This is a genomic window from Polaribacter gangjinensis (genome assembly GCF_038024125.1).
Classification (GTDB): domain Bacteria; phylum Bacteroidota; class Bacteroidia; order Flavobacteriales; family Flavobacteriaceae; genus Polaribacter; species Polaribacter gangjinensis.
In genome coordinates this window covers 2,665,365-2,689,066 of sequence record NZ_CP150662.1, presented here as the reverse complement: position 1 = coordinate 2,689,066, position 23,702 = coordinate 2,665,365, and the positions used below count along the sequence as shown (strand labels likewise).

19 protein-coding genes and 1 tRNA gene are annotated in these 23,702 nt (G+C 36.1%); 3 read left to right on the top strand and 17 right to left on the bottom strand.

The genetic code is table 11. The features are described 5' to 3' along the window. The first annotated feature begins 115 nt into the window (after nucleotides 1-115). Nucleotides 116-412, top strand: coding sequence for a GIY-YIG nuclease family protein (locus tag WHA43_RS11780; RefSeq protein WP_226742864.1), 297 nt, complete (start codon nucleotides 116-118; stop codon nucleotides 410-412). Nucleotides 413-1,157: 745 nt separating this feature from the next. Here the strand turns inward: WHA43_RS11780 and WHA43_RS11775 are convergent. Together WHA43_RS11775 and WHA43_RS11770 are read right to left on the bottom strand one after the other, a co-directional pair. Further along, on the bottom strand, nucleotides 1,158-1,355 hold the full coding sequence (locus WHA43_RS11775) for a hypothetical protein (protein WP_146104865.1): 198 nt from the start codon (nucleotides 1,353-1,355) through the stop codon (nucleotides 1,158-1,160). 123 nt (nucleotides 1,356-1,478) lie between these two features. Continuing rightward, on the bottom strand, nucleotides 1,479-2,591 hold the full coding sequence (locus WHA43_RS11770; RefSeq protein ID WP_105044933.1) for a hypothetical protein: 1,113 nt from the start codon (nucleotides 2,589-2,591) through the stop codon (nucleotides 1,479-1,481). 1,449 nt (nucleotides 2,592-4,040) lie between these two features. Here WHA43_RS11770 and WHA43_RS11765 point away from each other — a divergent pair. Then, nucleotides 4,041-4,793 (top strand): hypothetical protein, encoded by a 753-nt coding sequence (locus WHA43_RS11765; protein WP_105044932.1) that lies wholly within the window; start codon nucleotides 4,041-4,043, stop codon nucleotides 4,791-4,793. 230 nt (nucleotides 4,794-5,023) lie between these two features. Here the strand turns inward: WHA43_RS11765 and rfbC are convergent, their stop codons facing one another. The 15 genes from rfbC to WHA43_RS11690 form a co-directional block, all read right to left on the bottom strand. Continuing rightward, a complete protein-coding gene (gene rfbC, locus WHA43_RS11760; protein ID WP_105044931.1) occupies nucleotides 5,024-5,602 on the bottom strand; it encodes a dTDP-4-dehydrorhamnose 3,5-epimerase in 579 nt (192 codons plus the stop codon). Nucleotide 5,603: 1 nt separating this feature from the next. After that, a complete protein-coding gene (gene rfbA, locus WHA43_RS11755; RefSeq protein ID WP_105044930.1) occupies nucleotides 5,604-6,488 on the bottom strand; it encodes a glucose-1-phosphate thymidylyltransferase RfbA in 885 nt (294 codons plus the stop codon). Further along, nucleotides 6,485-7,540: a dTDP-glucose 4,6-dehydratase gene (gene rfbB, locus WHA43_RS11750; protein WP_105044929.1), complete on the bottom strand. Its 1,056-nt coding sequence runs from the start codon at nucleotides 7,538-7,540 to the stop codon at nucleotides 6,485-6,487. The genes rfbA and rfbB overlap by 4 nt, the downstream gene beginning before the upstream one ends. 409 nt (nucleotides 7,541-7,949) lie before the next feature. Continuing rightward, complete coding sequence (locus WHA43_RS11745; RefSeq protein ID WP_105044928.1) at nucleotides 7,950-9,167, bottom strand: ATP-binding protein; 1,218 nt, start codon at nucleotides 9,165-9,167, stop codon at nucleotides 7,950-7,952. Nucleotides 9,168-9,592: 425 nt separating this feature from the next. Beyond that, nucleotides 9,593-10,528, bottom strand: a complete 936-nt coding sequence (locus WHA43_RS11740) for a Gfo/Idh/MocA family oxidoreductase (RefSeq protein WP_105044927.1) — start codon at nucleotides 10,526-10,528, stop codon at nucleotides 9,593-9,595. A 512-nt stretch (nucleotides 10,529-11,040) separates the two neighbouring features. After that, the gene (locus WHA43_RS11735; RefSeq protein WP_105044926.1) at nucleotides 11,041-12,318 is read right to left on the bottom strand and encodes a nucleotide sugar dehydrogenase; all 1,278 of its coding nucleotides are present in this window, start codon (nucleotides 12,316-12,318) and stop codon (nucleotides 11,041-11,043) included. A 632-nt stretch (nucleotides 12,319-12,950) separates the two neighbouring features. Further along, nucleotides 12,951-13,025: transfer RNA gene (locus tag WHA43_RS11730), tRNA-Val, on the bottom strand. A gap of 59 nt (nucleotides 13,026-13,084) precedes the next feature. Beyond that, nucleotides 13,085-14,293 (bottom strand): bifunctional folylpolyglutamate synthase/dihydrofolate synthase, encoded by a 1,209-nt coding sequence (locus WHA43_RS11725; RefSeq protein WP_105044924.1) that lies wholly within the window; start codon nucleotides 14,291-14,293, stop codon nucleotides 13,085-13,087. Between the two features lie 268 nt (nucleotides 14,294-14,561). Further along, on the bottom strand, nucleotides 14,562-15,377 hold the full coding sequence (locus tag WHA43_RS11720; RefSeq protein ID WP_105044923.1) for an energy transducer TonB: 816 nt from the start codon (nucleotides 15,375-15,377) through the stop codon (nucleotides 14,562-14,564). Continuing rightward, complete coding sequence (locus WHA43_RS11715) at nucleotides 15,377-15,769, bottom strand: ExbD/TolR family protein (RefSeq protein WP_105044922.1); 393 nt, start codon at nucleotides 15,767-15,769, stop codon at nucleotides 15,377-15,379. Before WHA43_RS11715 ends, WHA43_RS11720 begins: the two co-directional genes overlap by 1 nt. Nucleotides 15,770-15,975: 206 nt before the next feature. Further along, entirely contained in the window at nucleotides 15,976-16,665 is a 690-nt protein-coding gene (locus WHA43_RS11710; RefSeq protein ID WP_105044921.1) for a MotA/TolQ/ExbB proton channel family protein, read from the bottom strand. Between the two features lie 208 nt (nucleotides 16,666-16,873). Then, nucleotides 16,874-18,271: a sodium:proton antiporter NhaD gene (gene nhaD / locus WHA43_RS11705; RefSeq protein ID WP_105044920.1), complete on the bottom strand. Its 1,398-nt coding sequence runs from the start codon at nucleotides 18,269-18,271 to the stop codon at nucleotides 16,874-16,876. Between the two features lie 224 nt (nucleotides 18,272-18,495). Beyond that, a complete protein-coding gene (gene nhaD / locus WHA43_RS11700) occupies nucleotides 18,496-19,893 on the bottom strand; it encodes a sodium:proton antiporter NhaD (protein ID WP_105044919.1) in 1,398 nt (465 codons plus the stop codon). Nucleotides 19,894-19,909: 16 nt separating this feature from the next. Then, entirely contained in the window at nucleotides 19,910-21,136 is a 1,227-nt protein-coding gene (locus WHA43_RS11695) for a Glu/Leu/Phe/Val dehydrogenase dimerization domain-containing protein (RefSeq protein WP_105044918.1), read from the bottom strand. Between the two features lie 165 nt (nucleotides 21,137-21,301). Then, the gene (locus tag WHA43_RS11690) at nucleotides 21,302-22,366 is read right to left on the bottom strand and encodes an anhydro-N-acetylmuramic acid kinase (protein ID WP_105044917.1); all 1,065 of its coding nucleotides are present in this window, start codon (nucleotides 22,364-22,366) and stop codon (nucleotides 21,302-21,304) included. A 90-nt stretch (nucleotides 22,367-22,456) separates the two neighbouring features. Between WHA43_RS11690 and WHA43_RS11685 the strand changes: the two genes are divergently transcribed. Beyond that, on the top strand, nucleotides 22,457-23,599 hold the full coding sequence (locus WHA43_RS11685) for an acyl-CoA dehydrogenase (RefSeq protein WP_105044916.1): 1,143 nt from the start codon (nucleotides 22,457-22,459) through the stop codon (nucleotides 23,597-23,599). Nucleotides 23,600-23,702: the final 103 nt, after the last annotated feature.

The following is a 23,702-nucleotide window of genomic DNA, read 5'->3' as shown; positions in this document are numbered from 1 at the left end:
AAGTTAAAAATTCCCTAATACTCAAAATGCACTAAATTTCAACAAACAGATTGCTTCGTCCTAGCGTCCTCGCAAAGACGTTGTGAATCCAAACCAAAATCACTACATTTAAAAAATGAAAAAGTCCTACATCTACTTCCTAACCAACAAAAACAAAACGGTAATCTACATCGGAGTAACCAGTAACCTATTAAAAAGAATATACCAACACAAAAGCAAACAATACAAAGGCTTCACAACAAAATACAACTGTGACCAATTGGTATATTATGAAGAATTCGACGATATCACACAAGCAATAGCCAGAGAAAAACAACTAAAGGCAGGAAATAGAAAAAGAAAAGAATCATTAATAAACCTCGAAAACCCAAATTGGAATGACCTCTCAGAGGGCTGGCTTTTCAACATTTAAATTATCCCATCACTAAACCCCGTCCGTCATCGCACCCAGTCCCGAACATTCTTAAAATCGTTCCCGAGACTTCGGGACAGCCTGTCCCGAACTTGTTTCGGGAAAAGACGCACGAGAAGCTTGTCCCGACACTTCGAGAAAGCAATCTGTAAGTTAAAACGTCATTGCGAAGGAGGAACGACTGAAGCAATCTGTAAGTTAAAAATTCCCTAATACTCAAAATGCACTAAATTTCAACAAACAGATTGCTTCGTCCTAACGTCCTCGCAAAGACGTCGTAAATATAAAATAATTGTAGTTAATATTACCCCCGTTCTAGTCATTACGAAGGAGGAATGACTGAAGTAATCTGTAACTTCAAGCTCCCCAAGTTTCCGATATATCTTAGCAACCTCATCATTAAAACTCCCCCCGTTCCCGAGACTTCGGGACAGCCCATCCCGTCATTGCGAGGCACAGCTCGTCCCGAGAACTCGGGAACATCATAAATACAAACCAATTACAGTTACCCCCCTTTCCCAGATACAAACTCAAACCGTTCCCAAAACAAGGCAACATCCTTTTCAAGAGGGTCATAATAATGTATCAAATCCCGATAAGTCAAAAAACGCACTTTACGTTCATAAAAATCCAAGATAAGCTTATACTCCTTACGTGCTGTCTCATAGCAAACCTCGCGATACAGAGCAATATCGTGAGGAGTAATTTGAGACAACAAGTGAGGTCGCTTTTTCATGGGTGATGCTTATCGTTCAAAAGCGTATAGGTCTTCAACAGACAATTGATAATAATCCGCAACCTCTTGCAAGCTCAACAAAGCCCAAGGTGCTTTGCCATAAAAAGTCAAAATTTGTTGGTAATACTTCTTACCCGTTTTTCGATGACAGTGTAAAAAAAGAGTCAAATCCTTTTCAAAGACAACAGAGCTAGTAAATACATTCATAATCAAGGTGTTTTAGAATACACCACAAAAATAAAACGCATCAAAAAAAAAGGCAGAAGAAGCCGAATGAGTTTTTACGAAAATAAGCGGAGTTTACTCAGGTAATTTTCTAATCGTTAAAAATCAAAGAGTTACACCAAGCAAGGAAGCTACAATAGCCACAAATTGTTCCCGTTCTGAACTCTTAGAATTCGCAAGCGTTTCTGTTGCCGTAGACAAAGTAAGCGGATACGATTGCAGATTATACCATTCTCTAAAGGGAGCATCTTTAACAAGAATCAACCCCTTTTCGTGCAACAAACGGTACACAAAACTCACACTAACTTTTATACGAAGCCCCTGAGCCAAGGTATTAAACAAATGATAGACTTCATAAGTAGCAAAAATATGGGTGGGATAAGACTTTTCGGCAACTACTTTTTTTTCTGCAAAAGAAAAATAATTTGAAAATTTATCTATAAATGGTTGAAAAATAAAATCACCTTTATTATTGATGTTGTAACGTATGTTTTTAAGAATTGAAAACGATTTAAAAAGCTGTAAAATCCAACGCTTTGAATACAAAACCAATTGAGCTTGTTCATTTTCTTCAAGTAAATCAAACTTCATGGCAACATAAATGTCTCTTAAAATAATTTCACTTTCCCAATCCGTAATATCATTTTCATCAAAACTATTGATATAAGATCTGCATAAGTTTTTACAAACAACAACAAAATATTGATCTAATAGACTGGCAATTAGTTCAATATTTATGTGGGGTAAAATTAAACCATAATTATTTAAGTACCCTAAAAAGTCATCCCCTTTTGTAGGTTCAAATTCAAAATCTACCAATGTATCAATACGTCGAAAAACATTGTAGTATTTCCGTATAAATTGAATATAAAGTTCCGATTCTATTGAATTAAATCTCTCAAATATCTGAAATTCATGAACACAAAAATCAATGATTGGTGATGCAAAAGAATTAACATTTAAACCTGTTTTTAAATTCCCTATAAAATATTTTCTTAATAAAATTTGTAGCGAGACATCCTTTAAATTACCGTAATAATCAATAAAATCAGAAGCCTGATGATAAACATTAGTTTGATAATAAACATATGAAATCATATTTTTTAAAAAAACCTCATAGAGTTGCGTTTCCTGAGAATCTGCTGTAATCCCCTGTAATCGAAATGAAGCCTCTTTCTCAAAAGGATTTTTGGTATAAAAATCAATTTCTATTTTCATAGTTTTTTAATAGCATTTTAAAGACCACAATATAAAAAAATACTTGATTGTAAAAACACCTATTTTTTACTAAAATTCCCCTCCATTGGAGGGGTGGACCGAGATATCGGGACGGGGTGGTATGTTGTAAAGCTGTAATTAGGATGTAAATAAACATAACTGACAACCCAAATTTCCAATGCCAATCCCAAACTTTGAACTTTAAACTTTAAACTTTCAACCTCGTACTTCTAATATTGTACTTTCAACCTCGTACTTCTAACATCGTACTTCTAACCTCGTACTTCTAACATCGTACTTCTAACCTCGTACTTCTAATATTGTACTTTCAACCTCGTACTTCTAACCTCATACTTTCAACCTCGTACTTCTAACATCGTACTTCTAACATCGTACTTCTAATATTGTACTTTCAACCTCGTACTTCTAACATCGTACTTCTAACATCGTACTTCTAACCTCGTACTTCTAACCTCGTACTTCTAATATTGTACTTTCAACCTCGTACTTCTAACCTCGTACTTCTAATATTGTACTTTCAACCTCGTACTTCTAACCTCGTACTTCTAATATTGTACTTCTAATATTGTACTTTCAACCTCGTACTTCTAACCTCGTACTTCTAATATTGTACTTCTAATATTGTACTTTCAACCTCGAACTTCTAACCTCATACTTTCAACCTCGTACTTCTAACATCGTACTTCTAACATCGTACTTCTAATATTGTACTTTCAACCTCGTACTTCTAATATTGTACTTTCAACCTCGTACTTCTAACCTCGTACTTCTAATATTGTACTTTCAACCTCGTACTTCTAACCTCGTACTTCTAATATTGTACTTTCAACCTCGTACTTCTAACCTCGTACTTCTAATATTGTACTTCTAATATTGTACTTTCAACCTCGTACTTCTAACCTCGTACTTCTAATATTGTACTTCTAATATTGTACTTTCAACCTCGAACTTCTAACCTCATACTTTCAACCTCGTACTTCTAACATCGTACTTCTAACATCGTACTTCTAATATTGTACTTTCAACCTCGTACTTCTAATATTGTACTTTCAACCTCGTACTTCTAACCTCGTACTTCTAATATTGTACTTTCAACCTCGTACTTCTAACCTCGTACTTCAAACCAAACCCATCCCCGATACAAAGCCAATACAAAGCCAATGCAAAGCCGATACAAAGTCGATATATTCACTATTGATAAATAAGGAAAAAACGGAAAAAACAGCACAAAAAAGAATACATACCAAAAAGAACACAAGGTTCAAACCCAATACCAAAGAATACACGTTCCAAAAAACAAGCAGCAGTAATATTGCTTCATCATTCGGATTCAATCTTTGCATTCACCAATGCCTTGCTGCAGAAAAGCATCAGAATCAAGACCAGCCCAAATGTGTAAATGAATTAATATTTTAAAATTAAAGTAAAATGGCAGTATTAAAATCGCTATTAAAAATTGAAGGAACCCTAGATGGGATGTCCTTCTACAAGAAGGCTGACGGTGAATATCACGTCAGAGCAAAAAAGGGAATTGATAAAGGCAGAATTCAAAAAGACGATGCCTTTCAAAGAACTCGTGAGAACAATCAGGAATTTGCGGATGTATCCAAAAGCGGCAAGTTACTAAGACGCTCCTTGATTGAAATGCTAGCGGATGTGAAAGACAGATCCAAAAGCACACGCATGTCAAGCGTACTATTCAAAGTCAAAAGTTTTGATATGGGCTCAATTAGGGGCGAGCGCAAAGTGAGTATTGGAATCTTAACAGCAGAGGGCAAAACAGCCTTGTCTAACTTCGAATTCAATAAGAATGCTCCTTTAGACGCAGTATTATTAGCAAAGTATGCATTGAATACGACGACAAATGAAATTACGATCACGGGGTTCAATCCCTACAAGATGTTGGCAGCTCCCGAAGGCGCAACGCATGTAAGATTGGTGGCTGCCCATGCAAAACTCGATTTTGCAACGGAAGAGAGTGATTTGGTATTCAGCAATGAAGAAACACTGCCAATCAATCAAACGGTTACAGACGTTACTTTGAGTTTCACGACACCGGCTGCAGGATCGGGCACTGAAATGCATCTGTTAAAAGTAGAGTTTCTACAAGAATTCAATGCATCACTGTATCCATTAAAGAATGGTACATTCAATGCATTAAAATTGATGAGCGTGCAATAACAAAAAGCACCCAATCACGAAAAGGTCCTCAATCGAGGGCCTTTTTTTTATCAATGAGGTACAACAAAAGCCAACAATGCTTTGTAAAAAAATACTCTTATAAATACGAACAGATGAATCATGCTAATGAACGATTCCCTTGGTCTGGTTTATAAAAAGCTAAGCTGAATCAAAAACCTGTCATTAGGGCTTTATTACAGAGAATGAGTGATGTAGTAACAAGAAGCAGGTCAGAGCTCATCATACAAATAAGAATTGACATCAAAATGAGTTACCTCTAAAAATGGCACTTGGTTTTTATCTTTTTGAGAAAGTATCAACTCCGCAGCAGGTAATTTCCAGTCGATTCCTAAAAAAGGATCATCAAAAGCAATACCTGTATCACATTGCGGCTTAAAGTAATTATCTACTTTGTAGGCAAGCGTTGCCGTTTCACTGAGTGCTACAAATCCGTGTGCAAACCCCTTAGGCACAAATAGCTGTCTCCTGTTTTCACTAGAGAGCTCTACCGCTACATGGTGTCCAAAAGTGGGTGACCCCTTTCGTGCATCTACGGCGACATCCAATACTTTTCCTTGCAATACCCGAACCAACTTGGTTTGCGGAAAAGGGATGCTTTGATAATGCAACCCTCTGAGCACTCCGTAATTGGATTTAGATTCGTTATCTTGGCAAAAATTCACTTTAAACCCTAGGAATTTTTCCAATTGATCTTGCCTAAAAGTTTCCGACAAATACCCTCTTTCGTCATAATGTACCGTTGGTTCAATAATAACCAGATCGTGAATGTTAGTACGTATAAAATTCATATCATCGTATTTTTTTAGCAGCTATTTGCAAAAGGTATTGACCATAGGCATTCTTAGCCAAAGGCGCTGCATGCGCTAATAGCTTCTCTTTGGTAATATAGCCCATAGTGTAGGCAATTTCTTCAATACAAGCCACTTTTAACCCTTGTCTATGCTCTATGGTTTGAATAAAATTGGATGCCTCTAATAAGGATTCGTGCGTACCCGTGTCTAACCAGGCATACCCCCTACCCATCAGTGCCACTTGCAAATTGTGTTGAGCTAAATAGGTTTGATTAACGGTGGTTATTTCCAATTCTCCTCTTTGAGAAGGGGTTACATTTTTGGCAATTTGTACTACAGAATTTGGATAAAAATACAATCCTATCACTGCATAGTTACTTTTAGGCACCCTAGGTTTTTCATCAATACTTATGGCGTTTCCTGCTTCATCAAAATCCACTACCCCATACCTTTCTGGGTCTTGTACATAATACCCAAAAACAGTGGCTTTGCCATTTTTCTCAACATTTTTCTTTGCTTCTCGCAACAAATCAACCAATCCATGTCCATAAAAAATATTGTCTCCCAAAACCAAACAAACAGCATCGTCTCCTATAAAATCTTCGCCTAATATAAAAGCTTGTGCCAATCCATCAGGTGAAGGTTGTACCACATATTCAAAACGCATTCCTAAATCCTCACCAGTACCTAATAATTCTTTAAATCGAGGCAAATCAGTAGGTGTTGAAATGATCAATACCTCACGAATTCCCGCCAACATCAATACCGATAAGGGATAATAAATCATAGGTTTGTCATAGATGGGCAATAATTGTTTGGAAGTTGCTTTTGTTAAAGGGTATAAGCGCGTTCCTGAGCCTCCTGCTAAAATGATTCCTTTCATACTTCCTGATTATATTGTTTTTGGTAATAATGTTGATATGCTCCGTTGATGATATTATGTAACCATGCTTGATTTGCCAAATACCAATCAATCGTCTTTGAAAGTCCTTCTTGGAAGGTAACCGAGGGTTTCCATCCCAATTCTTGACTCAATTTGGTGGCGTCTATGGCATAGCGTAAGTCGTGCCCTGGTCGATCTTTTACATAAGTAATCAATTGTTCGCTTGTTCCTTTTCCGCTGCCTAACTTTTCATCCATTTGTTGGCATAATAATTTTATTAAATCGATGTTTTGCCATTCATTGAATCCGCCAATATTGTAGGTTTCTCTGATTTTTCCTTTATGAAAAATAGTATCAATAGCATTGGCATGATCTATCACATACAACCAATCTCGGGTATATTTGCCATCACCATACACAGGCAACGATTTGTTATGGACGATGTTATTGATGAATAATGGAATGAGTTTTTCAGGAAATTGATTAGGTCCGTAATTATTAGAACAGTTACTAATAACATACGGTAAATTGTATGTTTCTCCGTAAGCCCTCACAAAATGATCGGAACTTGCTTTGCTCGCTGAATAAGGAGAATTAGGGGCATAAGGAGTAGTCTCCGTAAACAGCCCAGTTTCACCTAAAGCACCAAACACCTCATCAGTACTGATGTGATAAAAAAGCTTATGTTGCCAATTGTCCTTCCAGATTACTTTGAATGCGTTTAACAAATTCATTGTCCCTAGAATGTTTGTTTTTGCAAATGCTAAGGGATCAGTAATGGAGCGATCTACATGCGATTCTGCTGCCAAATGAATTACTGCATCAAATTGGTATTTTTTAAATAAGTTTACAACAAACACCTCATCTACAATATCTCCTTTGATAAAAGTATAATTGTGGGCACTTTCAATGTCTTTGATGTTTTCTAAATTGCCTGCATAGGTCAATGCATCCAAATTAAAAATTTGATAATTGGGATACTTTTGTACAAACAATCGGACTACATGAGAGCCTATAAATCCTGCGCCTCCTGTAATTAGTATTTTCATCATTTTAATTTATAAACGCTGTTACAAAACGAAAGCATGCAACGCTAATCCAATTCATTTTTGTTCTTAAGATTTTTCAGCGATTAAAGATATAGCTGTTTTTGATATATGCAATATTCGCCATCCATAGATCTTACAAACTTATCAAAATCTTTCTTATTTGCGACTGCTTGGCTATCTTATTTAGTGGCTATTGGTTATTTGGTTAAACAACTAAGGCCAAAGACGAAGACGAAGACTTAAACGTTTCTATGGTTTCTTTTGTTTCTGTTGTTTAGTTGGTTAGATGATTATTTATTTTTTATTGTTAATATTTATTGATTCCACTAAGGAGTTAACTGAACTTCTAATATCTAACTTCTAATATCTAACTTCTAATATCTAACCCCTAAACAGTTAACCTCTTAAACTCTTAAACTTTTAAAAAACTCCTCAAATCAATAACTTCAATGCCTTGGTATGAAGCTCCCTGATACCTATCGAGTGTGATGACTGTTTTTCTGAAATTGTCTTTAATCCTCATGAGATTTCCAAATTCTCTCTCTATTGTTTTGAGATCATTGATAGTAAGTGCTACTTGCAGATACCATTTTTCACCTCCTTTAGAAGCTACAAAATCAACTTCATGAGAACCTATTACACCGACTTGTACTTGATATCCTAAAAATAGGAGTTGATTATAAACAACATTTTCTATGATTTTCCCACGATCTTCTAAACGATACCCCCAAAGGGCATTTCGTATGCCCAAATTTTCAAAATAATATTTTTCACCTACTTCAAATAATCGTTTTCCAACAATGTCGTAACGAGGAACTCTATGCAGTAAAAAAGCATCGGAAAGGTGCTGTACATATAACTGGACTTGATTAGGAGGCATGTTTGTTTTTTGCGATTTTAAAAAATCACTGATTTTTTTTATCGAAAATATACTCCCAATATTACTGCTTAAAAAAAGTACTAACTGCTCTAAAAAGACTGTGTTTCTGATGGCAAATCGATTGATAATATCTCTGTAAACAATGGTACTATAGATATTTTTTAAGTATTCAAAAGCAATTATTTCCTCTAGTGGCAAATGCTTTAAATAAGGTAACCCTCCGAATTTTAGAAATTTTTCTAGGGTTTCTTGTGTATCCTCGAGGGAATGAAACACTAAAAATTCGGTATAAGACAAACTATACACAGTGATCTCTATAAATCGTCCGCTTAAATTTCCGGCAATGTCTTGAGACAACATATTAGCGTTGCTTCCTGTACAATAGATATCTAAAGTTTCATCGAGCAATAACGAACGTAATGCGCTGTTAAAGTCTGCAATATCTTGAATTTCATCTATAAATACATAAGTTTTACCTGTTTTAGATTGATGCTTTTTTACATAATCATTTAAATCATTCGCCGTTTTAATTGCTGAAAATACTAAATCTTCTTTATTGATGTATAGGATGGTCGCATTTTTTTGTTCAGTATTGATTTGTTGTATCAATTGAAATAGCAGGTAACTTTTACCTACTCTACGTTGACCTGTAAATACCTTAATAATGTTTTTTCCTATGAATGGCAATACCTTATTGATGTAATGTTGCCTTGTAATTAGGTATTTGGGGAAGTTAGTTATTTTAATCATACCTTAAACTTTTTACAAATATATAGTTTATTTTAGATATAACTACAATATCTTTATTTGGTAAAATAACTGAGGCTAAGACTAAAGGCGAAGACGAAAACTAAAAAATAAGGATATATTTTTTATTGTTATTATTTATTAATCCTCCTAGGGAAGGATGGCAGTTAACTGAACTTCTAATATCTAACCTCTAACTTCTATGATTTACTAAAACAAAGCAAAGCGTCTTTCCATAGAAAGGAAAACTATGTGAAATACTATGTGGTTTAAATGTTGGAAACTGATTATTTGGTAAAACAATTATGACGAAGACGAAAACCAAAACAATGACAAAGACGAATACTAAAGAGTAAGGACTCTCAATACACTTCAGAATCTAACTCCCTCCCGAGGCTTCGGGACCAAGGAAAGGGCTGGGGATAGGATTAAACGTGCAAAAACCCATGCTTCTCCCCCAACGAAGTGATGGCTTGATTTCGGATGGCATGTACAATGGCAACTGAGCTCTTGGCTTCGTTTAGACCAAAGCCATTGCCTTTTAAGATTTCTTGATAACTTACCGTGTGCAAATCGGTAAAGCCATTGCTAAACTCTATTTCTTCGCCATTAACAGTGATAGAGCGATAGGTACGTTGCTTTTTTTCTTGAATGTGGGTGGGCAAATCGTTTTCATCAATAGACAAAAACCAGCGAACACGTGCTTTTTCAAATTCTAAATACCCAGCTGCTTTGTGAGGGGCTCTAAGGTGTACCTTATTGTCTTGTACTTCCCCAAATATCCAGGTTAGCATGTCGTAGAAATGCACCCCAATATTGGTGGCAATGCCTCCTGATTTGCTTTCATCGCCTTTCCAAGAAATATCGTACCATTTTCCGCGAGAGGTAATGTAGGTTAAATCTACTTCGTATTTGGTTTGAGTGGGGTTGTTTTGTACCCGCTCTTTCAAAGCAATGATGCTAGGATGCAGGCGCAATTGCAGAATGGTATTGATTTTATTTCCAGTTTCGTTTTCGATGTCTTGCAGCGCATCTACATTCCAAGGATTTAGTACCAACGGTTTTTCGCAGATGGCATCAGCACCACTGCGCAACGCCATTCGGATATGGGCATCGTGCAAATAATTGGGTGTACAAATACTTACATAATCAAGTAAAATACCATTTCTTTTGAGCTTTTCGATGTGACGGTCAAAGCGTTCAAACTCGGTAAAGAAATCGGCATTCGGAAAATAGCTGTCCATAATACCCACACTATCAAATTTATCAAGCGCCGCTAATACGGTATTTTGGGTTTCTTTGATGGCCTGTAAATGTCTGGGGGCTATGTATCCTGCAGCACCTATGATTGCGAAGTTTTTCATTTGTTAATTGATTCGATGTTCGTTTTCCGATGGTCGATGTTTGTTTGTGTTTTATTTTGTTTCTGTGGTTTCTGTTGTTGAAATTCTAAAAATTTAAAACTTTTGTCTTTAGACGGTAGACTGTAGACAGTGGACTGTAGACTGTAGACGGTAGACGGTAGACTGTAGACGGTAGACGGTAGACTGTAGACAGTGGACTGTAGACGGTAGACAGTGGACTGTAGACAGTGGACAGTGGACTGTAGACGGTAGACTGTAGACTGTAGACTGTAGACTTTAAACATTGAACTTTAAACTTTAAACCTTAAACTTTTAACCTTGTACTTTTAACCTTGTACTTTTAACCTTGTACTTTTAACCTTGTACTTTTAACCTTGTACTTTTAACCTTGTACTTTTAACCTTGTACTTTTAACCTTGTACTTTTAACCTCGTACTTTTAACCTTGTACTTTTAACCTCGTACTTTTAACTTTGTACTTTTAACCTCGTACTTTAAACTTTGTACTTTCAACTAAAGACTCTTATCCTTTTCATCCAAAAAATCTTTGATATCATACACCACAGCCTTTTTCTTTTTCAACTTATCCAAATCAATAGTTTTGAATTCATCGTGTGACACTGCCAATACAATGGCATCGTATTTATGAGAGTACAATTCTTTGGTTAAGTCCAATCCGTATTCTTGTTTGACCTCTTTTCGTTTTGCCCACGGGTCATATACCGCAGTTTTTGTTCCGAAACTTTGCAATGCCAACACCATATCAATCACTTTGGTATTGCGGATATCCGGACAATTCTCTTTAAAGGTAAACCCTAAAATGAGCACTTTTGCCCCTTTTACTTTGAGCTCTTTGTCGATCATCAATTTAATCACTTCAGATGCCACGTGTGTTCCCATGCTGTCATTGACCCTTCTGCCAGATAAAATAATCTCAGGATAATACCCAAATTGCTGGGCTTTTTGTGCCAAATAAAATGGATCTACCCCAATGCAATGCCCACCTACCAATCCTGGTTTGAACGGTAAGAAATTCCATTTGGTACCTGCCGCTTCCAAAACATCCGAAGTATTGATGTTCATCAAACTGAATATTTTAGCCAACTCATTCACAAAGGCAATGTTGATATCTCGTTGGCAATTTTCAATGATTTTAGCTGCTTCCGCAACTTTGATCGAAGGTGCCAAATGAGTACCTGTGGTGAGGACAGATTTGTATAACTTATCAACTTTCTGAGCAATTTCGGGGGTAGAACCTGAAGTTACTTTCAAGATGTTTTCTACGGTTTTTACCTTATCTCCAGGACTGATGCGTTCTGGGGAATAGCCTACAAAAAAGTCTTTATTGAATGTAAAGCCCGATTCTTTTTCTAAAACGGGAATGCAGTCTTCTTCTGTTGCCCCCGGATACACCGTAGATTCGTAGATGACAATGTCTCCTTTTTTCAGATACTTGGCAATCTTTTTACTTGCCGATATCAAGGGCTCTAAAACAGGTTGGTTGTTTTTATCTACCGAAGTCGGAACGGTTACAATATAATGATTGCACTCTTTCAACGCCTCTTCATCATGAGAAATGTATAAGCCTTTGGCCGCTTTTGGGTCGGATGTCAATACGGCTTGTAATAAATCACTGGCCACTTCAAGGGTAGTATCTTCTCCGTTTTTCAGCTCGTTGATGCGCTTCTTTTTGATGTCATATCCAACAACCGGATATTGGGTTGCAAAGAGTCGTGCTAGTGGCAAACCTACATACCCTAATCCGATGATTGCTATTTTTACAGTACTCATGTATTCCTTCTACTTATGGGTTGCGAATTTACGAAAAAATATTGTTGGAAGTTAGGAGTTGGATATTAGAAGTTAGATATTAGATATTAGAAGTTAGAAGTTTGAGGTTAGGGGTTAGGGGTTTTAACATTTATGAATAAAAAAACCTCAACATTTCTGTTGAGATTTCTTTGGTGGGCAATAGCTTGTTCCGAATGAAATTCGGAAAGGGATTGCCTGTCCCTTATTAAAACCGCTGCTGCAAATACAATCCTCATGAGCTTCGCTCCTGTAGTCTTTTTTGTTTTCAAAAAATCATGAAGCAAGCCTCTAACAATTATAAAAAAGTAATATAAGTGTAGAGGGATTGGATATCCCCTATTGAAACCACTCCTACAAATACAATCCTCATGAGCTTCGCTCCTGTAGTCTTTTTTGTTTTCAAAAAATCATGAAGCAAGCTTCTAACAATTATAAAAAAGTAATATAAGTGTAGAGGGATTGGATATCCCCTATTGAAACCGCTACTGCAAATACAATCCTCATGAGCTTCGCTCCTGTAGTCTTTTTTGTTTTCAAAAAATCATGAAGCAAGCTTCTGGTTTTTTGAAAACAAAAAATCCTGTCGAAATTCGACAGGATTGTGAGTGATGTGGGCAATGAGGGATTCGAACCCCCGACCCTCTCGGTGTAAACGAGATGCTCTGAACCAACTGAGCTAATTGCCCTAAGCGGATGCAAATATAATACAGATTTTAATTCTACCAAAAGAAAAAGTAATTTTATTTTACACTACTTCTGCCACAACAAATGTACTGCCACCCACATAAATGATATCTTGCTGATTTGCAGATTTTAAGGCACTTTTCAATGCCTTCGCTACAGATGTAAAAGTTTTTCCTTGCAAACCAAATTCGGCGGCTTGTTGTTGCAAAATGATTGCAGAAAGTCCTCTTGGGATGTTGGGTTTGCAAAAATAATATTGCGCATTCTTAGGGAAAAAGGGAAATACATCCGCAAGTTTTTTATCAGCAACCACCCCTAATACTATATGCAGTTTTTGATAGTCTTGTCGCATGAGTTGATTCATAGCCAATTGCAATCCTTCTTTGTTGTGCGCAGTATCACAAATTACCGTTGGATGTTGTTGTAAAATTTGCCATCGCCCTTTGAGTTGGGTATTTTGTACCACTTTTTGTAATCCGTCTAGTATATTTTTTTCTGAAATATGAAAACCCTGCAATTTTTTAATGGCAGCCACCGCCGTTTTGGTATTCGATTTTTGATAATCCCCCAACAAATCGGTTGTGTAATTGGTGGTGTCTTCTGATGCGAAATGTATGCTCGTATTTTTTTCAGCAGCTTTTGTATTAAAAACAGACGCAACTTCTGCTTGGTATTCTCCAATAATTACAGGAACACCTTCTTTGATAATCCCTGCTTTTTCTCCTGCAATTTCGGGCAAGGTTTCGCCTAAAAACTGCATGTGATCGTATCCAATATTTGTGATTACGGATACTAAAGGGGTTATGATATTTGTGGAATCTAATCGTCCGCCCAAACCTACTTCTATGACAGCAATATCAACCTTTTCATTGGCAAAATAATCAAATGCCATGCCTACCGTCATTTCAAAAAAAGAGAGCTGTTGCTTTTCTAAAAAATCTTTGTTTTTATTGATGAAAGCAGTTACCTTTCTTTTCGGAATTTCCTTACCATTGATGCGAATGCGTTCTGTAAAATTCTTTAAATGTGGAGAGGTATACAAACCTACCTTGTACCCTGCTTCTTGTAAAATAGATGCCAACATATGACTGGTAGAGCCTTTGCCATTAGTGCCACCTACGTGAATGGATTTGAATTTTTTCTCTGGAAAACCCAATTCTTTTGAAAACGCTAAGGTATTCGTGAGGTCTTTTTTAAAAGCACTCTCTCCCACTCTTTGAAACATGGGCAATTGGGCAAACATCCACTGTAAGGTTTCCTGATAATTCATATAATAATATAAGTTTGAATTAACTTTCGTTGTGTTTAATTGGTAATTTCTATTTTAGAATTTCATTGTGAGGCTCTGCGTATTGTATAACTGCTGATAGGTTTGTATAACTTCTATGTTATGGCTATTACACAAAATACTCAAAGAAGACGCAAAAAACACAAAGTTGTGAATTACATATATCTGTTTTACTGCTATTCAATAATTTTTAGATTGTACTGACATAAATTTGATTGTAAATTTGGGAATTTACCGCAAAGATAAGAGATTATTTAGACAAGGTAAATACGTAAATAATCGTACCTACTTGTTTGATGGGCGCATTGCTGTCTGCATTCCAAGTAGTCTTTAAAGCAGCCTCTTTGGCTGGTTTTAATAAGCAAGGCTTTGTATTGGTAGACCCTTTTACCCCTGGAATCGCATTGATTACTTTTCCGTTTTTATCTACTTCAATTTGCACCACTACAGTTCCTTCTTCCTGACAATCGGGTTTTTCTATGGGTTTTGACAAGGCTTTTCTGCCAGACAAATTATAATTTCCTCCATCAGAATTGTTATTTCCATAATATTTATTGGAATTGGGGTCGCCTTTATCAGTTCCTTTTACTCCGATTTTGGTATCATCTCCTTCACCTTTTTGCTTGCCATCTGTGGTATTGTTGTTCAACAAGCTATTGAGAGCATCTTGTGCTTCTTTGGATGGTTTTTTTGGCTCTTCTTTTTGCACTTCCTTTTTAACTACCTCTTTTACAGGTTCTTTTTTGGTTTCGTTTTTATCAACCACCATCACTTCTTTTGAAGTTTCATCTGAAATGATGTCCTCTTTTACATCCTCTTTAGTTGTTTCTGTAACCTCCTCCTGAACTTTATCAGTGGTTTCATTTGTTGTAGGATTTTGTTCCGCCTCTTCAATAGGCTCTCCAAAACCTACGTTGCTATCGCCAAAATTAATCGCCAACCCATATTCTTGTGGGGGGTCAAAATAACGCATGCCAAAATTAAACACTACAAAAAGCAAGGCGATCACCAAAATTGCGGTGATGACTGCTGATTTTCGTTGATGTTGGGTTGTTAAAAATGCCATTATTGTGCTTTTACTGCTAAAATCATTTTTAGCTTGTTTTTATTGGCGATATCAATGACTTTCATCACATTTTCATAGGCTACCTCTTTGTCACCACGGATGATGATGGTTTTCTTTTTATCTGCCCCTACACTTTTTAGAATTTCGGTTTCTAACTCTGTTTCTAACACATTCGTTTTGTCGATATAAAACAAGGCATCACTTGAAATGGATACAGCCACAGACGCATTGTTTTCAGTTTTTCCACCCGCTTTTGGGAGCAACACATCAATCGCATTTACCGTAACTAGCGTTGATGTTAGCATGAAAAAGATCAACAATAGAAAAACAATATCTGTCATGGACGACATGCTGAAAGAAGGATCTATTTTATTTCTACCTCTTAAGTTCATTTTTTATTATTATTTTATTCTATCCCCCAACCCCTTTCCAAAGGAAAGGGGAGTAAGACGCAGATACTATTTAAAATTTCAATTTTATGTAATTATGAAACTATTTTGTAGTTAAATTTCCACATTGTTTCTATTTTTTCTATTGTTTTGATAATTAAATCATTGATTCATTAAATCATTAACTCATTACATCATTACATCATTCATCAAACTGGTTCATTCAATAAATCTAAAAACTCTACTGATTTTGCTTCCATTTGATACACCACTTTATTGGTTCTTACGACCAGGTGATTGTAGGTCACATAGGCAATAATACCGACTATCAAACCTGCAACTGTGGTAGTCATGGCTGTATACAATCCGTCAGAAAGCATTTTGATGTCTATTTGTCCACCTGCATTGGCAATTTCATGAATGGCAAGAATCATACCAATTACGGTTCCTAAAAATCCGATCATCGGAGCTGCTCCAGAAATGGTGGCCAATACACTTACATTTTTTTCTAATTGGTAAATCTCTAATTTACCAGCTGTTTCAATAGCGGTATTGATATCATCTAGAGGTTTTCCAATTCTCGAAATTCCTTTGTCAATCAAGCGCGCTGTAGGCGTATTTTTGCTTTTGCACAAATCTCTAGCAGCTTCTAATTTTCCTTTTAGAATGGCTTCTTTGATTTGATTCATGAAGTTTTTATCTTCTTTGGATGCTGCTTTGATGGCAAAAAAGCGTTCGAAATAAATGTATAATGCCACTATTAATAAAACGAAAAGAATACCAATAATGATTTGTCCGCCCAAACCGCCACTTACAATAAGCTCGTAGATAGAAAGTGTTTTCTCTTTGGAAATAGGTTCAGTGATTTCTTGTAAGTTATCTTGAAAAAATGAGTTCATGAATTTTTTAATTTATGTATTGTACTAACGATAGGTTATCTTTTAAATTGTGTTAAAAACAGTTTTTAGTTTTGAGTCTTTAGTTTGTAAATTTAGGTATTAAAATGATTTGATTTCCGATTTCCGACCAACGATTATCGATGTACGAATATCATACCTCGCACTTTGTCCTTTGTACCTTGTACTTTATACTTTGCAGCTTTGCCACTTAAAACAATAGTCTCGTAATCATAAAAGAAGCTGACCCTACTACAAATCCGATCATGGCTAACCAGCCTATGTTTTTCAAATACCAGAAAAAGTCTATTTTTTCCATTCCCATAGCAACGACTCCTGCAGCTGAACCAATGATCAACATACTTCCTCCTGTGCCTGCAGCAAAGGCAATGAAATGCCACAATTCATTGTCTAAAGGTTCAGAAAACATTCCTAAACTAGCGGCTACCAAAGGTACGTTATCAATAACTGCTGAACCAACTCCAATCAACATCACCACCAAATCAGAAACTCCAGTACCATGAAATTCAGTGCCCAACATAGGAACTGTTTCTTTGAGACTGCTGGCAAAATGAAATAAAATTCCCAATGATTCTAAAGCGGCAACCGTCATTAAAATCCCTAAGAAAAATAAAATACTGGGCATTTCAATTTTTGATAATGAGTAATGAACAGGACCATGAGATGCATGTTGGTTAGATTCCCCTTTCGTATTATAATCTGTTAACGAAATTTTTCGTCTACTAAAAATTTCAGCAAAGGTCGCTACAACTCCCAAAGACAACATCATTCCCACATACGGAGGTAAATGGGTAATGGTTTTAAAAAAGGGCACAAAAACAATGGCTCCCAAACCTATTGCAAGCATAACGCCACTATAGCTGTTTTTGGGCTTGTCTATATCATTTTTATCAAATTGTATTTCACCTTTAAATGCGGGCATAAAAGAGGCGATAAATACAGGAACAAGAATGCATAATAGAGATGGAATGAATAAATATTGAATCAGTTTTGCTGCACTTACTTTATTGGCAATCCACAACATAGTCGTTGTAACATCGCCAATAGGAGACCAAGCTCCTCCTGCATTTGCGGCAATAATAATGAGTCCTGCAAACCAAATACGTTCCTCCCTGCTTTTTACAATTTTTTGTAAGATAGAAATCAAGACAATGGTGGCAGTTAGGTTATCAATAATTGATGATAATAAGAACGCCAATCCAGCAAACATCCACAGTAATTTCTTTTTACTTTTAAAGCCCACATAATTTTTGATGGTTGAAAATCCATCAAAATAATCGATGATTTCAACAATAGTCATAGCACCCAATAAAAACACTAAAATTTCGGCTGTTTTTCCTAAATGATGCAACAAGGTCTCTTCTACCAAATGCACTTTTTCGTCGTGCAATAATGCTCCAAAACCATCCACAATACGATGATTGTTGGTGTCAAACCACGTAGAAAAAGAGTCAATACCTAGCGAAACTATAGCCCAGCAGATAGCCATCATGATTAATGCCGGAATTAGTTTGTCTAATTTTAAATTGTGCTCGAGCGTAATTGCCAAATAGCCAATTACAAATACTCCAATAATTAGAGACTCCATCGTATTTATACGTAAAATTGAGTCAACTCTTTTGATGCATTTTTATAAGTAGTATTACAAATACAAGCTTTTGAAACGCTTTTTTGATTGGTTTGGGATTGCGAAATCATAGATATTTAATTATGGATTTGAAAACTTGAGTGTTGATTAATGACCAATAAAAAGATTCAATAATTATAGCAATCATTGAATCTTTATTTTTTTTATTTATTAAAATTGATTTTTTAAAACATTGTTCTGGTAATCATAAAGGTAGCAGAACCTACTACAAAGCCGATCAGTGCCAACCAAGCAATATTTTTCAAATACCAGAAAAAGTCTATTTTTTCCATTCCCATAGCAACTACTCCTGCAGCTGAACCAATGATGAGCATACTTCCACCTGTACCTGCTGCAAAGGCGATGAAGTGCCACAATTCATTGTCTAAAGGTTCTGAAAACATCCCTAAACTCGCAGCTACCAAAGGCACATTGTCTATGACAGCAGAGCCAACTCCTAGCAACATCACTACCAAGTCTGAAACTCCTTCACCATGCAATTCTGTTCCTAACATTGGTACAGTTTCTTTCAAGCTATCTGCAAAATTGAATAAAATACCCAATGATTCAAGAGCTGCTACAGCCATTAAAATTCCTAAGAAAAATAAGATACTAGGCATTTCAATTTTTGATAACGAATGATGAACAGGACCGTGAGCTGCATGCTGATTAGATTCTTCCATAGAATTAAAATCAGTCAATGAGAACTTTCTTCTACTAAAAATTTCAGCAAAAGTCGCTACAACTCCCAAAGACAACATCATTCCAACATAGGGAGGTAAATGGGTAATGGTTTTAAAAATTGGGACAAAAACGATTGCTAGCAAACCTATGAGCAACATGATGCCACTGTACTTACTGGTTGGTTTGTCTTCATTGGCATCATCAATTTCAATTTCACCTTTAAAAGCAGGCATAAAAGAAGCTATCAAAGCAGGAACTGCCATACATAACAACGAAGGCAAAAATAAATATTCTACCAATTTTAACGTACTTACTTTATTACCAATCCACAACATGGTGGTAGTTACATCACCTATTGGAGACCAAGCACCTCCTGCATTTGCCGCAATAATGATCAACCCTGCAAACCAAATTCGCTCTTCTCTGGTGCTCACAATTTTTTGTAAAATAGAAATCAATACGATGGTTGCTGTTAAATTATCGATAATAGCAGATAATACAAATGCTAGCCCCGAAAACATCCACAGTAATTTCTTTTTGCTTTTAAAACCCACATAATTTTTGATGGTAGAAAAGCCATCAAAATAATCGATGATTTCTACAATGGTCATGGCACCTAACAAAAACACTAAAATTTCGGCTGTTTTACCCAAATGATGCAACAAGGTCTCTTCTACCAAATGCACTTTTTCATCGTGCATTAAAGCACCAAAACCTTCTACTAGACTATGGTTGCTCGAATCAAACCAGTTTGAAAATGAATCAATTCCGAGTGAAACAACTGCCCAAATAACAGCCATCATCACCAAAGCAGGAATTAATTTGTCTAATTTTAAATTGTGTTCGAGGGTAATTGCTAAATATCCAATTACAAAAACTCCGATAATTAATGATTCCATAGGTACGTATTTATAGTTAAATCAATTCTTTTAATGCGATTTCAAAAGCAGTTTCGCTGATGCTTGTTTTTGATGCGCTTCTTGTAAAGGTTTTTTGCAGCGCTTTTTTTATAGTTTTAGAAGTATCGTCAAAAATAGCTTTGTCGGTCATTTCCACTTTTCGTTCCATAAAATAGGCAAAGACTCTAGCCATGCCACAATTGGAGATAAAATCAGGAATCAAACTCACTTTTTTATCCGTGTCTTCCATGATAGGACCAAAGAAAATTTCTTTGTCTGCAAATGGCACATTTGCCCCACAAGAAACCACTTCTAATCCTGATGCAATCATCTGATTGATTTGTGATTGGGTAATTAATCTTGAGGCGGCACATGGAGCAAAAATCTCGCAAGGAATTTGCCAAATTTTTTCATTGATCTCTTGAAAAGGCATCATATTTTCTGCAACCAAAGTATTTCCTTTTTTAGCTAAAAAGAGGGCTTGAATCTCCTCAAAAGAAAATCCTTCTTCTTTGATCAATCCCCCATCTCTGTCAATAATTCCCACAATTTTAGCACCCATTTGAGACAAATAGAACGCTGCTGCAGAACCAACATTTCCAAATCCTTGCACTACCGCTCTTTTTCCTTGAACAGTTCCTCCATAAATAGCATAGTAATGACGCACAGCCTCAGCAACACCAAAACCAGTTATCATATCAGCAACTGTATATTTTCTGGTAACATTCGGAGACAATTTTGTATCTTCTATCACTTTGATTACCCCATGACGCAACTGACCAATTCTATTGATTTTGTCTGCTTCTGTAGGTTTAAAATGACCGTTGAAAACACCTTCTTGCGGATGCCAAACACCACTTTCTTCGGTAATTGGAATTACTTCGTGAATTTCATCAACATTCAAATCACCTCCAGTACCATAATAACTTTTTAGCAAAGGTGCTACTGCTTTGTACCAACGTTCTAAAACACCTTTTTTTCTTGGATCGTGAGGATTGAAATTGATGCCCGATTTCGCACCCCCTATAGCAGGACCTGAAACCGTAAATTTAACTTCCATAGTTTTGGCTAGTGATAACACTTCGTTCATGTCTAAGCCTTCGCGCATGCGGGTTCCACCACCTGCTGCACCTCCTCTGAGTGAGTTGATGACTGTCCAACCTTCAGCTTCTGTTTCAGGGTCTTTCCAGTGAAAAACGATTTCAGGTTGTTTATTTTCGTATATTTTTAATAAATCTTTCATGTTGCCATTTCTAAAATTCCATTTTGCATTGTTTCTTTTTCTGAATCCATTTATTTATTACTGAAAAAGCTAACGTTGGTTCATCGTCTTTGTTTAAAAAATTTATTAATAATCCACTTTACGTACAAACTTACAGTAAAAAAAATGATTGCTAAAATTTTTTATTTAAGGGTTTGGATAAAATAGTACGCCCGAAGAATGATTTTTTTGAGCCCCTGTAACCGAGCTCAAACAATTAATCTGATTTTCAATACGTAACAATCCTAAGAAAGCAAAAATGAGTGCTTCTTTGAATTCTATCAAATTTTTATCCGGAATGATCAAGTCGCAATTTTTAAAAAAAATTAACTTTTCAAGTAGGTATGTATTGTAGGTTCCCCCTCCTGTACACAAAACTTTTTTTCCTTCGGAAATGGTATTAGCAATTTGGTAAGCAATATGATCTGAAAAGGTCCTTAAAATGGTTTGAGGTGTCGCTTTTGAAGCTTCTAAAATAGGAAAAATCGTTTTTTGTACCCACTCTATTCCTAATGATTTTGGCGGATTTTTCGAATAATAGTCCAAGGTATTTAATTGATGAAACAGCGCCTTATCAAAAGTTGCGGATTTGGCAATATCGCCATTGGCATCGAAGTCAAATCCCAATTTATTGGCGTAAAAATTCAATACTACGTTTACAGGGCAAATATCAAACGCAATTCTTCGTCCATTTTCGTTGGATGAAACATTGGCAAATCCACCCAAATTCATACAATAATCGTATTGCGCAAACAACAACTCATCTCCTATTGGCACCAATGGCGCTCCTTGACCACCCAAAGCCACGTCTTGCGTTCGAAAATCACACACTACTTTTTGTTGTGTTTTGTTCGCTATAGTTTGACCATCACCAATTTGCAATGTAATTCCTTTTTCAGGTTGATGCAAAATAGTATGACCATGAGAGGCCACAAAATCAATTGCCTCAATATCATATTTTTTTATAAAACGATTGATTTCTTCCCCCAAATAATTTGCGTATTCAATAGAAAGCTCCTGCAATTTTTCATGACTTTCATAAAGAGCATTTTGTAAAATTGTTCTCCATTTTTTAGGATAAGGAATCGTCTCTGCATGCAGTATTTGAAAATTTTGATAAGCATCTCGCTGAAAAGTAACATGAGCAAGATCAATTCCGTCTAAAGATGTGCCCGACATCAACCCAAGTATAGAAAACGTGTTTTTATTCATAAATGTAAAAATAACAAAAATTTATTAAAAATATCTTACGAAATCGATATCTTTGAGGACTTAAATTACGAATATAACAACAAATATACAATGGATTTTAGTTTAACAGAAGAACACTTACTAATTCGTGATGCCGCAAGAGAATTTGCACAAACCGAATTATTACCTGGCGTTATTGAAAGAGATAACAAGCAAGAATTTCCACAAGAATTGGTGCGTAAAATGGGCGAATTGGGTTTTATGGGCATTATGGTTGACCCTAAATACGGAGGAAGTGGCATGGACACCATATCCTATGTATTGATTATGGAAGAATTGTCTAAAATTGACGCTTCTGCATCTGTGATGGTTTCTGTAAACAATTCGTTGGTTTGCTATGGATTAGAAGCATATGGCTCAGAAGTGCAAAAGCAAAAATACTTAACCAAACTTGCTACAGGCGAATATTTAGGCGCATTTTGTTTGAGTGAACCAGAAGCAGGCTCTGACGCAACTTCGCAAGCAACAACTGCTATTGACATGGGCGATCATTATATTATCAATGGAACCAAAAATTGGATTACCAATGGTGGACGCTCGGATGTATATTTGGTAATAGCACAAACAGACAGAGCTAAAGGCCACAGAGGTATCAATGCATTTATTGTTGAAAGAGGCATGGAAGGTTTTCATATTGGACCTAAAGAAGACAAATTAGGAATCCGTGGCTCAGATACACATACGTTGCAATTCAACGAAGTGAAAGTTCCGAAAGAAAATAGAATTGGTGAAGACGGATTTGGATTTAAGTTTGCGATGAAAACGCTTTCTGGAGGAAGAATTGGTATTGCAGCACAAGCCCTAGGAATTGCTTCTGGCGCTTATGAATTGGCATTGAAATACTCAAAAGAGCGCAAAGCATTTGGTACTGAAATTTGCAATCATCAAGCAATTGCATTCAAATTGGCAGATATGTATACTGAAATTGAAGCTGCCAGAATGTTGGTAATGAAAGCAGCGTGGCTAAAAGATCAAAAAGAAAATTATGACATGGCTTCTGCAATGGCAAAATTATACGCTTCAAAAGTAGCGATGGAACAAACTGTAGAAGCTGTTCAAATTCACGGCGGCAATGGTTTTGTAAAAGACTACCATGTAGAGCGTTTGATGCGTGATGCAAAAATTACTCAAATTTATGAGGGCACTTCTGAAATTCAAAAAATAGTAATTTCAAGAGGACTAATTAACGGATAAGACTCCGATATTCCTTTTTTTTATAAAAATCCACCTAAAAAGGTGGATTTTTTTTTGTTATCCACTCTTCGCATCATTCTTTATAGGATACATCGCTCGCATT